Raw genomic sequence first — 13,628 nt, 5'->3', positions numbered from 1 at the left:
GAATAAGCCCAGGGCTTATTCGGCGAGGTCCTGCTCCTCAATGGTCTGATTGTGGTTGGTGAACACGCAGATATCGCCAGCGATACCCAGGGCGGTCTCGACGATTTCACGGGCCGACAGGTCGGTTTTCTTCAGCAGCGCGCTGGCCGCAGCCTGGGCGTAGCCGCCACCTGAACCCATGGCGATCAGGCCATGCTCGGGTTCAACCACATCGCCGTTGCCGGTGATGATCAGGGAAGCGTCTTTGTTCGCAACCGCGAGCATGGCCTCCAGGCGGCTGAGGGAGCGGTCGGTGCGCCATTCTTTGGCAAGTTCCACAGCGGCGCGCACCAGGTGGCCCTGGTGTTTCTCAAGCTGGCCTTCGAAACGCTCGAACAGGGTAAAGGCGTCGGCGGTTGCGCCTGCGAAGCCGGCAAGCACCTGGCCGTGGTACAGGCGGCGCACTTTCTTGGCGTTGCCTTTCATCACGGTGTTGCCCAGGGAAACCTGGCCGTCGCCGCCCATGACAACTTTGCCGTGGCGACGTACTGAAACGATGGTGGTCAAGGGGAGAGTCTCCACGCAGCGGGGCGAAAATGCCCTGATGGAAACTCATATGGGGGTGGCGAGGGGGATTTCAACCGTAGGAAGGCAGGGCAGACGAGTGGTGATCGTTCCCACGCTCCGCGTGGTAATGCCGCCTTGACGCTCTGCGCCTGCTCTGTGACGCAGAGCGTCAAGGGACACGTTCCCACGCGGAGCGTGGGAACGATCAGTGAGTATGAGTCAGCGGCTCTGGCGTTGTTGTAACAACAGGTTGCTAAACCCGGCGCCGGCCAATTGCTTTTGCGCCACGGTCAGCTGTTCGCGGTTGCTGAACGGCCCCACCAATACGCGATACCAGGTCGCGTCCTTCACCGTGCCGGACTCAACCGATACCGATTGGCCCAACAGAATGATCTGTGCGCGTACACGGTCCGCATCCGCCTGTTTCGGGAACGAGCCCGCTTGCAGGAAGAACTTGGTCACCGGCGCAGCCTTGGTGGCTGCCACTGGCGGTGCTGGCGGCGGCGTGATACCGGCCAGCGCGGCCTGGGCGCGCGCCGTGTCGATTTTTGCCGCTTCCGCTGGGGTTACCGGCGTGGTCGGCACTTGTGGCGTCGGCAGGGTTTTTTCCGGCACGGCGTCAGGCGGCACGATCACTTCCGATTCCGGCAGCAGCGTGTAGAAGTCGTACTTGGGCTTTACCGGTGCGGTCGGGCTCGGCGCGGTCTTGTTGGCTTCGGCGATTTTCGTGGCCTTTTGCTGCTCCTGTTTGACGCGCTTGACGTCATCGCCCTGGCCGGGCTCCAGCTTCATCAGAAACACGATAAATGCGCCGACCGTAAGACCGATGGCCATCCACAGCCAACCCGGAATCGGTTGCTTCGCCGGGGCCTGGTAGCGGCTGGCGCCGCGCTTGGGTGCAGGTTTTTTCTTGGCAGCCAACTTACATACGCTCCAGAGTTTCCAGGCCCAAGAGTTCCAGGCCTTGCTTGAGGGTGCGTCCAGCCAATGCGGCAAGGCGCAGGCGACTTTGTTTCTGGGCTTCGTCGTCGGCGGTCAGGATCGGGCAGTTCTCGTAGAAACTGGAGAACAGGCCGGCCACTTCGTACAAATAGGTGCACAGGATGTGCGGCGTGCCTTTTTCGCCAACGCTGTTGAGCACCTCGCCAAATTGCGCGAGCTTGGCCGCCAGTTCCTGTTCGTGGGCGGCGTCCAGCGCGATCTGGCCTTCAACTTCGCTGAAGTCCTTGCCCAGCTTGCGGAATACCCCGGCCACGCGAGTGTAGGCGTACAGCAGGTACGGCGCGGTGTTGCCTTCGAAGTTGAGCATCAGGTCGAAGTTGAAGCTGTAGTCGCTGGTGCGGTGCTTGGACAGATCGGCGTATTTCACCGCGCCAATGCCCACCACGCGGGCGATGTTGCGCAGGTCGGCCTCGGCCAGCTCCGGGTTCTTTTCCTTCACCAGGTTGTAGGCACGTTCCTGGGCTTCGGTCAGCAGGTCGATCAGCTTCACGGTGCCGCCGTCGCGGGTCTTGAAGGGGCGGCCATCGGCGCCGTTCATGGTGCCAAAGCCCATGTGCTCCATATGCATCGGGTGGGTGACGAAACCGGCGCGACGCGCCACTTCGAACACCTGCTGGAAGTGCAGGGCCTGGCGCTGGTCGACGAAGTACAGTGCACGGTCAGCCTTGAGCACGCCACTGCGGTAACGCACGGCGGCCAGGTCGGTGGTGGCGTAGAGGTAGCCGCCATCGGCCTTGACGATGATCACCGGCAGCGGCTCGCCGTCGGCGGTCTTGAATTCTTCGAGGAACACGCACTGGGCGCCGTTGCTTTCGACCAGCAGGCCCTTGGCCTTGAGGTCGTTGACCACGTTGATCAGGTCGTCGTTGTAGGCGCTTTCGCCCATCACGTCGGCCATGGTCAGTTTCACGTTGAGCAGCTCGTAGATTTCCTGGCAATGGGACAGGGAAATTTCACGGAAGCGGTTCCACAGCGCCAGGCACTCTTCGTCGCCGGCTTGCAGCTTGACCACCAGGCCACGGGCGCGGTCGGCGAACTCTTCAGACTCGTCAAACCGCTTTTTGGCGGCACGGTAGAAGTTTTCCAGGTCGGCCAGCTCGTTGCTGGTGATCGGGTTTTCCTGCAGGTAGGCCATCAGCATGCCGAACTGGGTACCCCAGTCGCCCACGTGGTTCTGGCGGATCACGGTGTCGCCGAGGAATTCCAGCACCCGTGCCACGCCGTCGCCAATGATGGTGGAGCGCAGGTGGCCCACGTGCATTTCCTTGGCCAGGTTCGGTGCCGACAGGTCGATGACCACGCGCTGGCTGTCGCCGGCCTTGCGTGCACCGATGCGCGCATCGGCCAGGGCGGCATCCAGGCGCGACGCCAGGGCCTGGGTGTTCTGGAAGAAGTTGATAAAGCCTGGGCCGGCGATTTCGGCCTTGGTGACACTGGCGTCAGCCGGCAGGGCTGCGATGATTTTTTCTGCCAGGTCGCGCGGTTTCATGCCGGCCGGCTTGGACAGCATCATCGCGATGTTGCTGGCGAAGTCGCCATGGGTCTTGTCGCGGGTGTTCTCCACCTGGATCGCCGGCGACAGGCCTTCAGGCAACACACCTTCGTGGACGAGTTGGGTGAGGGCTTGTTGGATCAGCTGGCGAATGGTGTCTTTCATGGTGTTCTCTTTCGACCGCAAGCGGCGGCGCGCGATGCGCAGGTGGAAAAACTGGGCATTATCCGTGGCGAGGGCGGGCTTGCCAACCGTTCAGACTATATGGCGGACCTGCGGGCCTCTTCGCGGGCAAGCCCGCTCCCACATTTAAGGGTATTCACATTTCATAATGTGGGAGCTGGCTTGCCTGCGATGACGTAATTACCCTCAATACAAATCTACCGGGTCTACATCCAGCGACCATCGCACTTGCCGACCGCTGGGCAGTTGCTCCAGCTCAAGCATCCAGCGACTTAATAGCCGATGCAGCGGGGCGCGGGAGGTTGCCTGCAAGAGTAGCTGAGCGCGATAACGTCCGGCGCGCCGCTCCATGGGCGCTGGCACCGGGCCGAGTAGTTCGATGCCACTGAGGGCCAGTTCGCCCAATAAACGCTCAGCGGCGCTGCAGGCCTCATCAAGAAAGCCTTCGGCCTGCCCGGGTTTGTGGGCTTCGGCACGCAGCAGCGCCAGGTGCGCAAAGGGCGGGAGGCCGGCGGCGCGGCGTTCGCTCAAGGCCTGTTCGGCGAAGGCAAAGTAGCCTTGTTCCGTCAGTTGAATCAGCAGCGGGTGGTCGGCCAGGTGCGTCTGGATAATCACCCTGCCTGGCTCTTCGGCCCGCCCGGCGCGTCCTGCCACCTGCACGATCAACTGCGCCATGCGTTCGCTGGCGCGAAAATCCCCGGAGAACAACCCACCGTCGGCATCCAGGATCGACACCAGGGTGACCCGTGGGAAGTGATGCCCTTTGGCAAGCATCTGCGTGCCCACCAGGATGCACGGTTGGCCTTTGTGTATGGTGGCGAACAGTTGGTTCATGGCGTCTTTGCGCGACGTGCTGTCGCGGTCCACCCGTAGCACCGGGTAGTCCGGGAACAGAATGCCGAGGCGTTCTTCGGCGCGCTCGGTGCCGGCGCCCACGGGCCGCAGGTCCACCTTGCCGCACTGCGGGCAATGGCGCGGTACCCGTTCCACATGGCCGCAGTGATGGCAGCGTAACTCGCCGTGGCGCTGATGCACCGTCATGCGCGCATCGCAGCGCTCGCACCCGGACATCCAGCCGCAGTCATGGCACAGCAACGTCGGGGCAAAGCCGCGGCGGTTGAGAAATACCAATACTTGCTGGCCGGCGGCCAGGGTCTGGCCAATGGCCTGTTGCATCGGGCCGGAAATACCGCTGTCCAGCGGGCGGCTTTTCACGTCCAGGCGCAGGAAGCGCGGTTGTTTGGCGCCGCCAGCACGCTCGTTCAGGCGCAGCAGCCCGTAACGGCCGGTGTAGGCGTTGTGCAGGCTTTCCAGGGACGGCGTGGCCGAGCCCAGCACAATCGGGATGTCTTCCTGGCGGGCGCGTACCAGCGCGAGGTCGCGGGCGTGGTAGCGCAAACCTTCCTGCTGTTTATAGGAGCCATCGTGCTCCTCGTCGACGATGATCAGCCCGGGGTTTTTCATCGGCGTGAACAGTGCTGAGCGCGTGCCGATAATAATGTCGGCCTCGCCGTCCCGCGCCGCTAGCCACGACTCCAGGCGTTCACGGTCATTGACCGCTGAGTGCACCAGGGCGATCCGGGCATTGAAGCGTTGCTCGAAACGCGCCACGGTCTGCGGGCCCAGGTTGATCTCGGGGATCAGCACCAGTGCCTGCTTGCCCGCCTGCAGGGTTTCGCGGATCAGCTGCAAATAGACCTCGGTCTTGCCGCTGCCAGTGACGCCGGCCAGCAGGAACGCGTGGAAACTGTCGAAACCGGCGCGAATCGCCTCATACGCGGCGCGTTGCTCGGGGTTTAGCGGCAACTCCGGCTGGGCCAGCCAGTGTTCGTGGCGCGGGTCCGGGGCGTGTTTGCGGATTTCCACCTGCACCAGGCCCTTGGCCAGCAGCAGGTCGAGGCTGTCTTTGCTCAGCATCAGCTTGCTTAATAGCTGATGGGCCACGCCGTGTGGGTGTTGTGCCAAGGTGGCCAGGGCCTCACGCTGGCGCGGAGCGCGGGCGATGCGCGGGTCGTCGAGGCGTGCGCCGGGCACCATCGACCAGAAACGCTCCTGGCGCGCTTCGGCCAGTTCGCCCTGGCGCAGCAGCACAGGCAGCGCCCAGCTCAAGGTATCGCCCAGGCTGTGTTGGTAATACTGCGCGGTCCACAGGCACAGCTTGAACAGCGCGGGCGGCAGCGGTGGTGTGGCGTCGAGCAGGGCAATTGCCGGCTTGAGCTTTTCGGCAGGCACTTCGCTGTGGTCGGTGACTTCCACCAGAATGCCGATCATTTCCCGGCGCCCGAACGGCACGCGCACGCGCATGCCCGGTTGCAACTGCGCACGCGACACGCCGGGCGGGGCCCGGTAATCGAACAGGCGGCGCAGGGGCGAGGGCAGGGCTAGGCGCAAAATGGCGTCGGGCACGCGAGGATTCTCATCAATAAAGGCAAGCGGTGGCGCAGGGGCGCGAGCCTAGCAGACCGGGGGTGTCCCGTCTCCAGTACTGGAATCGGATCTTGTGGGAGCTGGCTTGCCTGCGAAAGCGCTAGTGCAGTAACAGATGCAGTGACTGACACACCGCCTTCGCGGGCAAGCCCGGCTCCCACATTGACGGCGGTGTGTGAGGAATATCTGATGAAAGGGAGTTTTCGACCATTACCGCCGCTTGCGTGATTAAAAAGGTCTGGTAGAATCCGCGGCCTAATTACGTGCGGTATTCGACAATAGTGTCGAGTGGCGGCACGCTAGCCCGAGGAAGTGCCATGAAAGCCGATATCCATCCAGCGTACGAAACCATCGAAGTCACCTGCAGCTGCGGCAACAAGTTCGAAACTCGTTCGAACCTGTGCAAGCCACTGGGTACTGACGTATGCAACGAGTGCCACCCGTTCTACACCGGTAAGCAGAAAACTCTGGACACCGGCGGCCGCGTACAGCGCTTCGCAGATCGCTTTGGTGCTTTCGGCAAGAAGCCTGCTGCTACTCCAGCAGAGTAAGGTTCAAGAGCCTTATGGGCTTTTACCTGCTGTTGAAAAAGGCGTCCCTTGTGGGCGCCTTTTTTGTGCCTGGGATTTGGCTGGCGACCGCTCAGGCCAACCCCTTCTGCCCCGCCCCGGCGGCCGTCGTGCGTGTGGAGGTACAGCGTGTGGTGGATGGCGACACGGTACGCCTCAAGGACGGTCGCAGCGTGCGCATGATCGGCCTCAACGCGCCGGAAACCGGCAAGAAGGGTCGCCCTGACGAGCCATTCGCTGTCGCCGCCCGTCAGCGCCTGCAGGCGTTGGTCAAGGCCAGCGATGGGCGTGTCGGCCTGGTGGCGGGGCGCGAAGGCAAAGATCATTACGGGCGCACCCTGGCTCACCTCTACGGCGCCAATGGCGAGAATCTGGAGGCGCAACTGCTGGCCGAGGGTTTGGGGTACCAAGTGGGCGTCGCGCCGAATGTCGACCTGATGGCCTGCCAGCAGGCGGCCGAAAACAGCGCCCGCCAGGCACGGCTCGGCCTGTGGCGCCAATCGCCAGTGCACAGCGTGGCGAATCTCAAGCGCTCCGGGTTTGCCCTGGTGGCCGGTCGGGTCAGCAAGATCGAGCGCAATCGCGGTGGAATCTGGATTGAACTGCAGGGTTCACTGGTATTGCGTATTGCGCCCGAGCTGATCAGCCAGTTCGATACGGCCATGCTCGATGGTCTGCAAGGCCGCACCATTGAGGCGCGCGGTTGGGTGCAGGATCGAGCCCGCCGTGGCGGCCTGAAAAAAGGCCAAGCGCGCTGGCTGTTGCCAATAACCGACCCCGGCATGCTGAAATCGGCGCTTTTGAATAAAAAATTGTAGACATTTTTTATTTCGATTGTGAACAGTTGAGCCCTTATATCCCGTGGCTCTTGGCCAAAAGTCGTAGCGCAGGGCCCTTGACACCTGTGACTGCCCAGTCTTGTAGGGACTTTACGACACGCGTATCCTCGGCGGTCCGTCGACCAACAGTAAAAGCGGAATGCCGATATGTCTGATTTGAAAACTGCCGCTCTCGAATACCATGCCCATCCTCGTCCAGGAAAGCTGAGTGTAGAGCTCACCAAAGCCACTGCCACTGCCCGCGACCTGTCGCTGGCCTACAGCCCTGGTGTTGCCGAACCCGTACGTGAAATCGCCCGTGACCCAGAGCTGGCGTACAAGTACACCGGCAAAGGCAACCTGGTTGCAGTGATTTCCGATGGCACCGCGATTCTGGGCCTGGGTAACCTCGGCCCATTGGCTTCCAAGCCAGTCATGGAAGGCAAAGGCGTGCTGTTCAAGCGCTTTGCCGGCATCGACGTTTTCGACATCGAAGTCGATTCCGAAAGCCCGCAGGCGTTCATCGACACCGTCAAGCGCATTTCCATCACGTTCGGTGGCATCAACCTGGAAGACATCAAGGCACCTGAGTGCTTCGAGATCGAAAAGGCCCTGATCGAGCAGTGCGACATTCCGGTATTCCACGATGACCAACACGGCACCGCGATCGTTACCGCAGCCGGCATGATCAACGCCCTGGAAATTGCTGGCAAAACCCTGGGCGAGGCGAAAATCGTCTGCCTGGGCGCCGGTGCCGCGGCCATTTCCTGCATGAAGCTGATCATCAGCATGGGCGCCAAGCTGGAAAACATCTACATGGTCGACAGCAAGGGCGTGATTCAGTCCGAGCGCACCGACCTGAACCAGTACAAGGCGATGTTTGCCCATCCGTCCTCCAAGCGCACCCTGGCTGACGCCCTCGACGGTGCCGACGTGTTCGTTGGCCTGTCCGGCCCGAACCTGCTGAGCGCTGAAGGCCTCAAATCCATGGCGCCGAACCCTATCGTGTTCGCCTGCTCCAACCCGGATCCGGAAATCTCTCCAGAACTGGCCCACGCCACTCGCAGCGACGTGATCATGGCCACCGGCCGTTCGGACTACCCGAACCAGGTCAACAACGTATTGGGCTTCCCGTTCATCTTCCGTGGTGCCCTGGACGTTCGCGCCAAGCGCATCAACGAAGAAATGAAAGTGGCCGCTGCCAACGCCCTGCGTGAACTGGCCAAGCTGCCGGTACCTCAGGATGTGTGTGACGCCTACGGTGGCGCCAAGCTGGAATTCGGTCGTGAGTACATCATTCCGAAACCAATGGACAAGCGCCTGATCACCCTGATCTCCGATGCCGTGGCCAAGGCCGCTATCGAGACTGGTGTGGCTACCCTGCCGTATCCAAAGAACTACCCGCTGCAAAGCGTGGATGATGTGTTCAACGGCTAAGCCGTTGTAGACACACCCGCAAAAAAAGCCCCGCCTGAGTGATCAGTCGGGGCTTTTTTGTGGCTGATGTCCCGTGGCTGATCTTTCCCACGCTCTGCGTGGGAATGCCCACCTGGACGCTCCGCGTCTGCTTTTAAGATCGTGACGCAGAGCGTCACAGGATGCATTCCCACGCGGATCGTGGGAACGATCGGCCGATCAGCGTGATCAGGTCAGAACAAATCGATCGGCGCGCCTTCATCCGCCGGCAGCGGGCTGCCCGGCACTGCGCCGTTGCCCAGTTCGTTGACCGATGGCGGTGTGTCTTCGCTCTTGAACAGCTCGAAGTACGCATTCGGCGTGCTCGGTGAAGCTGCGCGGCCACTGATCGGGTCGATGCGCAGGCTGAGGATGCCTTCTGGCTCTGGCTGGGTGTGCAGCGGCTTGTCCTTGAGCGCTGCGCCCATGTAGCTCATCCAGATCGGCAGGGCGACGGTGCCACCAAACTCGCGGCGGCCCAGGCTTTCAGGCTGGTCATAGCCGGTCCACACGGTGGTCACGTAGTCGCCGTTGTAGCCGGAGAACCACGCGTCCTTGGACTCGTTGGTGGTACCGGTCTTGCCAGCGATATCCGCACGGCCCAGAGCCAGTGCGCGGCGGCCGGTGCCCTTCTTGATCACGTCTTGCAGGATGCTGTTGAGGATGTAGGTAGTGCGGCCGTCCACGATGCGCTCGGCAACCGCTGGCGCTTGCGGTTCGGCCGGTGCGCCGGCGTTTGCGGCCGACGGTGTGCCTGGCGTCGCCTCGATGGTGATACCGCCGTTGCTCGGTACCGCAAGCCCGTCGGTCGCGGCCACACCATTGACCACATCGCCGGGTACCCGTGGCGGGTTGGCGGTGAACAGGGTGTCGCCATTGCGGCTTTCGATCTTGTCGATCAGGTACGGCGCGATCTTGTAGCCGCCGTTGGCAAAGGTGCTCCAGCCGGTGGCGATTTCCATCGGCGTGAGGGTCGCGGTACCCAGGGCCAGGGACAGGTTTGGCGGCAGGTCCGACTTGGCGAAGCCAAAGCGCGTCATATAGTCGATGGTCTTGCCTACGCCCATCGCCTGCAACAGGCGGATCGACACCAGGTTGCGTGACTTGTACAGCGCCTCGCGGATACGGATCGGGCCGAGGAACGTGTTGGTGTCATTCTTCGGGCGCCAGACCTTGTCCAGATATTCATCGACAAACACGATTGGCGCGTCGTTGACCAGGCTGGCGGCGGTGTAGCCGTTGTCCAGCGCGGCACTGTAGACAAACGGCTTGAAACTGGAGCCCGGCTGGCGCTTGGCCTGGGTAGCGCGGTTGTAGTTGCTCTGCTCGAAGGCAAAGCCGCCGACCAGTGCGCGGATCGCACCGTTCTGCGGGTCCAGGGACACCAGGGCGCCCTGGGCGAGCGGCACCTGGCTGAATTTGAGGCTGTCATCCTTTTGGCGTTGCACGCGGATCAAATCACCCACCTGGGCCACGTCGGATGGCTGCTTGGGCATCGGGCCCATGCTGTTGGTGTTCAGGAACGGGCGTGCCCACTTCATGCTGTCCCAGGCTACATGGGCTTCGCCAGAGCGGGTCAGCACTTGGATGCCGTCCTTGGTTACCTGGGTGACGATGGCCGGGTCCAGGCCGCTGATCGAACGCTGTTTGCCCAATTCGGTGGTCCAGGCACTCAGGGTCTTGCCCGGCAGGCGCGACTCGGGGCCACGGTAGCCGTGACGCTGGTCATAAGTGATCAGGCCTTCATGTACCGAATGGTTGGCGATTTCCTGCAAGTTGCTCGGCACCGTCGTGGTGACGCGGAAACCTTCGGTGTAGGCCTCGCTGCCATAACGGCCAACCATCTCGGCGCGGGCCATTTCGGCGATATAGGGTGCATTCACTTCTGGGGTCGGCACGTGATAGCTGGCGTTCAGCGGCTCGGCTACGGCACTTTCATAAGCGGCCTGGTCGATCTTGCCCAGTTTGTACATGCGGCCCAGGATCCAGTCACGGCGTTCTTTACTGCGCGCCGGGTTGGCCAGCGGGTTGAAGCGCGACGGTGCCTTGGGCAGGCCGGCGATCATCGCCATTTGCGCCAGGCTGGCGTCACGAATCGACTTGCCATAGTAGACCTGGGACGCGGCCTCGATGCCGTAGGCGCGGTTGCCCAAGTAGATCTTGTTGACGTACAGCTCGAGGATTTCATCCTTGGTCAACTGGCGTTCGATCTGCAGCGCCAGCAGGATTTCGGTGGCCTTGCGGGAAAAGCTGCGTTCGCTGGTGAGGAAGAAGTTCTTCGCCACCTGCATGGTGATGGTGCTGCCACCCGATTGAATGTGTCCACTTTTTACCAATTGCGTGGCTGCACGCACCAGGCTGCTGGGGTCTACGCCGTAGTGGTTGGCGAAATTATCGTCTTCGGCAGACAACAAAGCGCTGATGAAATTGGGTGGAATGTCGGCGAAACGGATCGGTGTGCGGCGCATTTCGCCGAACTCCGCGATCAGTTTTTCATCGCTGCTGTAGACCCGCAAAGGAATCTGCAACTGGATACTTCTGAGGGCCTCTACGGAGGGCAAACCCGGACTAAGGTAGAGGTAGGCCCCGCTGAGTACGAGCAGCAGCCCGCAAACGATGGCGACAATGGAGTACCCGAAAAACTTCAGCAGACGAATCAAGGCTTTTGGATTTCCAGAGAAAAGAATGAGTTACGCGTCGGGGATGCATGGCAAACGATGGATCGACCCGGGCAGCAGATAAAAAGCGGGAAAAAACGCTGGGCATTAAAGCATTTTTCAGCTTGGGGCGTCATTCGCGAGCCTTGAACAAGCCGACCGAATGCAAGGTGCCTGGCAGCAATCAGGCGAGATGACAGCCGGTATGACAGGGAAAGTTTTGGGGAGTTTTATGGGAAAGGGATTTTTCAGGCGAAAAGTCGACACGGTGTTGGGGGTCGATATCAATGACAGCGGCATCAAGCTGATCGAACTGGGCCGTTCATCAGGCGGTTTCAGCGTCCAGGGCTACGTTATGCAAATGCTGCCGCCCCAGGCGGTGGTGGACGGTACCTTGCTGGATCTTGAGGGTGTGGGCCGTATGCTGCAACAGGCACTGTCGCGCCTGGGTACCTCGGCCCGGTACGCCGCCGTGGCGGTTGCGGGCCCGTCGGTAATTACCCGGCTGATTGACATGGACGCCGGCCTCAGTGATGAGGAAATGGCCTGGAAGATCCAGATGGAAGCCGACCAGTTCATCCCCTATCCATTGGACGAGGTGGCCATCGACTTTCAGGTTCAAGGGCCATCGGCTCAAGGCCCGCAGTGGGTAGAGGTGATGCTGGCGGCGTGCCTGCGTGAGCAGGTCGAAGCGCGCGAGGCGGTTTTGGCCCTGGCGGGGCTGGTGCCGCGGGTGGTCGATGTAGAAGGGTTTGCATTGGAGCGCGCTTGCCTTCAGGATTTTGCCAGCTTCACGCCGGGTCATAGAGTCGATGGTGCACAATGGGCCTTGGATGCCCAAGGGATGGGAGTGGCTTGCGGGCTGGCCCTTAGGAGTTTCGCTGGATGACACGAATCAATCTTTTGCCTTGGCGCCAGGCCCTCGCGGAGCGCAGGCGCAAATACCTGTTGGTGCTATTGCTGGCGTTTGCCTGCGTGGCGCTCGCGGCACTGTGGTTGGCTGATCAAGTGATCGACCAGGCGATAGACCGGCAGGTAAGCCGCAACAGCCGCCTGGAAGAGCACATCGCTACCCAGGACTCGCGGATCAGGACTATCGACGACTTGCAGGCGCGAAGCCAGCAACTGGCCGAACGCATGAAGGTGGTTCAGGACCTGCACGATGCCCGCTCTTCCGGTGCCCGATTGTTCGAGCAATTGGCTCGCTCGGTGCCTGAAGGTGTCCATCTGCATGAGGTGGTTGCGAACGGCGACACCATCAGCATTCGCGGCACGGCAGAAAGCAACCAGGATATCGCCCGTTTGATGCAGCAACTCAAGCCAATCCACGGCTCCAGTTCGACCCGTCTGCAGCGCGTGCAAACCGAAGGTGCACGCGGCGAAAGTGAATTCCAGCTGATGGTGCGCCAGGGAGAGTCCAGCGAGGCGCAACCATGAGCCTGCCCAGGCTCGATTTTTCCACGCTCTCTTACAACGCTGTCAAATGGTCCCTGCCGGGCAAGGTGCTGCTTGGCTGTGTGCTGGCCGGCCTGGTGCTGGTGCTGGGCGAGGTTTCGCATGGGGGGCCGCAGCGGGAGCGATTGCACGGGCTTGAGGCGCGGGAGCAGGCGCTGCAGCAGCAACTCACAGAAAAGACCGGCCTGGCCGCGAGCCTTGAGGTGCGCACCCGGCAAGTCCGGAGCATGGAAGACAATCTCGCCAGCCTTCTAGGGCAATTGCCCGGCGAGTCCGAGCTGCCTGCCGTGCTGGAAGACATCGCCCGGCTGGCGTCTGCCCATGGGGTGTGGGTCGAAGGCATCACCGTGCTGGATGAAGCGCCTCGGCAGCTTTATATCGAACAACCCATGCAGATAAGCGCGTCCGGGGTTTACCACGACCTGGCGACGTTTGTCAGTGCCTTGGGTGGGTTGCCACGGGTCGTTACCGTGCAGGATATTGCGCTCGGGCATCAGGGCGCCTTGTTGCGTCTGAACATGCTCGCCAAGACCTATCGCAGCACCCTGCAAAACGGCAAGGCCCGTCAGGTGCTCGACCCAGGGCCGCAATTTGTCTACGAACCCTCGTCCTTGCGCGACCCGTTCACGCCGCCCGCCTTGCAGGCACCGCACGTTCCGGGCCGCCCGGCCCTTGCCCCGGATTTCACCCGGCCACGGGGACTGTTGGAGGGTATGCGCCTCGATCAGTTCGAAATGGTCGGTACGTTGTCCCGTGGTGCGCAGGCCTTTGCCTTGTTGCGGGCTGGGGCCAGGGTGTATCGGCTGGCGGTGGGTGATTACCTGGGGCCGGACCATGGCCAGGTCACGGCCATTCAAGACGCTGCTGTCGAGCTGGTGGAGCTGTTTCCCGATGGACAGGGCGCCTGGCTGGAACGCCCGCGAACCCTTGTGCTGAACGTCAACTCATAACGGAATCAAACAATGAAAAGGACCTTCTCGTCCTTCGGTGTGGCGCTATGGATAGCGTTCACGGCACCGATGGC

At 61.9% G+C, this 13,628-nt stretch carries 11 protein-coding genes; 6 read left to right on the top strand and 5 right to left on the bottom strand.

Features of this window, described 5'->3' with window-relative positions; all coding sequences use genetic code 11:
* Positions 1 to 15 precede the first annotated feature (15 nt).
* The 4 genes from hslV to AC1RAC_RS11745 all read right to left on the bottom strand — a co-directional run bounded on the left by hslV (position 16) and on the right by AC1RAC_RS11745 (position 5,629).
* Complete coding sequence (gene hslV, locus AC1RAC_RS11760) at positions 16 to 546, bottom strand: ATP-dependent protease subunit HslV (protein ID WP_003171209.1); 531 nt, start codon at positions 544 to 546, stop codon at positions 16 to 18.
* Between the two features lie 219 nt (positions 547 to 765).
* The gene (locus tag AC1RAC_RS11755) at positions 766 to 1,467 is read right to left on the bottom strand and encodes an SPOR domain-containing protein (RefSeq protein WP_003187899.1); all 702 of its coding nucleotides are present in this window, start codon (positions 1,465 to 1,467) and stop codon (positions 766 to 768) included.
* 1 nt (position 1,468) lies between these two features.
* A complete protein-coding gene (gene argS, locus AC1RAC_RS11750) occupies positions 1,469 to 3,205 on the bottom strand; it encodes an arginine--tRNA ligase (RefSeq protein WP_014716573.1) in 1,737 nt (578 codons plus the stop codon).
* Positions 3,206 to 3,409: 204 nt separating this feature from the next.
* On the bottom strand, positions 3,410 to 5,629 hold the full coding sequence (locus AC1RAC_RS11745; RefSeq protein ID WP_034125571.1) for a primosomal protein N': 2,220 nt from the start codon (positions 5,627 to 5,629) through the stop codon (positions 3,410 to 3,412).
* 338 nt (positions 5,630 to 5,967) lie between these two features.
* On the opposite strand from AC1RAC_RS11745, the gene rpmE reads away from it, so the two are divergent.
* From rpmE to AC1RAC_RS11730, 3 genes are all read left to right on the top strand, one after another.
* Positions 5,968 to 6,201: a 50S ribosomal protein L31 gene (gene rpmE / locus AC1RAC_RS11740; protein ID WP_005784030.1), complete on the top strand. Its 234-nt coding sequence runs from the start codon at positions 5,968 to 5,970 to the stop codon at positions 6,199 to 6,201.
* 14 nt (positions 6,202 to 6,215) lie between these two features.
* The gene (locus tag AC1RAC_RS11735) at positions 6,216 to 7,037 is read left to right on the top strand and encodes a thermonuclease family protein (RefSeq protein WP_492616604.1); all 822 of its coding nucleotides are present in this window, start codon (positions 6,216 to 6,218) and stop codon (positions 7,035 to 7,037) included.
* A gap of 168 nt (positions 7,038 to 7,205) precedes the next feature.
* The gene (locus tag AC1RAC_RS11730; protein WP_005784034.1) at positions 7,206 to 8,474 is read left to right on the top strand and encodes a malic enzyme-like NAD(P)-binding protein; all 1,269 of its coding nucleotides are present in this window, start codon (positions 7,206 to 7,208) and stop codon (positions 8,472 to 8,474) included.
* 212 nt (positions 8,475 to 8,686) lie between these two features.
* Here the strand turns inward: AC1RAC_RS11730 and AC1RAC_RS11725 are convergent, their stop codons facing one another.
* The gene (locus AC1RAC_RS11725) at positions 8,687 to 11,149 is read right to left on the bottom strand and encodes a penicillin-binding protein 1A (RefSeq protein ID WP_371262626.1); all 2,463 of its coding nucleotides are present in this window, start codon (positions 11,147 to 11,149) and stop codon (positions 8,687 to 8,689) included.
* A gap of 232 nt (positions 11,150 to 11,381) precedes the next feature.
* On the opposite strand from AC1RAC_RS11725, the gene pilM reads away from it, so the two are divergent.
* The 3 genes from pilM to AC1RAC_RS11710 are packed head-to-tail and all read left to right on the top strand — an operon-like array spanning position 11,382 to position 13,554.
* Positions 11,382 to 12,038, top strand: a complete 657-nt coding sequence (pilM, locus tag AC1RAC_RS11720; RefSeq protein WP_034125864.1) for a type IV pilus biogenesis protein PilM — start codon at positions 11,382 to 11,384, stop codon at positions 12,036 to 12,038.
* Entirely contained in the window at positions 12,035 to 12,586 is a 552-nt protein-coding gene (locus tag AC1RAC_RS11715; protein WP_127880489.1) for a PilN domain-containing protein, read from the top strand. Before pilM ends, AC1RAC_RS11715 begins: the two co-directional genes overlap by 4 nt.
* Complete coding sequence (locus tag AC1RAC_RS11710; RefSeq protein ID WP_198790480.1) at positions 12,583 to 13,554, top strand: pilus assembly protein PilP; 972 nt, start codon at positions 12,583 to 12,585, stop codon at positions 13,552 to 13,554. Before AC1RAC_RS11715 ends, AC1RAC_RS11710 begins: the two co-directional genes overlap by 4 nt.
* Positions 13,555 to 13,628: the final 74 nt, after the last annotated feature.

The organism is Pseudomonas sp. GW823-FHT02F05 (genome assembly GCF_058797315.1).
Note: the sequence above shows the minus strand (reverse complement) of the source record. Positions and strands in the feature narration are given on the sequence as shown.

What these genes read in the sequence shown, in the direction of transcription:
- argS (WP_014716573.1), bottom strand. Translation starts at nt 3,205, where the DNA reads ATGAAAGACACCATTCGCCAGCTGATCCAACAAGCCCTCACCCAACTC.
- AC1RAC_RS11730 (WP_005784034.1), top strand. Translation starts at nt 7,206, where the DNA reads ATGTCTGATTTGAAAACTGCCGCTCTCGAATACCATGCCCATCCTCGT.
- rpmE (WP_005784030.1), top strand. Translation starts at nt 5,968, where the DNA reads ATGAAAGCCGATATCCATCCAGCGTACGAAACCATCGAAGTCACCTGC.
- AC1RAC_RS11715 (WP_127880489.1), top strand. Translation starts at nt 12,035, where the DNA reads ATGACACGAATCAATCTTTTGCCTTGGCGCCAGGCCCTCGCGGAGCGC.
- AC1RAC_RS11710 (WP_198790480.1), top strand. Translation starts at nt 12,583, where the DNA reads ATGAGCCTGCCCAGGCTCGATTTTTCCACGCTCTCTTACAACGCTGTC.
- AC1RAC_RS11735 (WP_492616604.1), top strand. Translation starts at nt 6,216, where the DNA reads ATGGGCTTTTACCTGCTGTTGAAAAAGGCGTCCCTTGTGGGCGCCTTT.
- pilM (WP_034125864.1), top strand. Translation starts at nt 11,382, where the DNA reads ATGGGAAAGGGATTTTTCAGGCGAAAAGTCGACACGGTGTTGGGGGTC.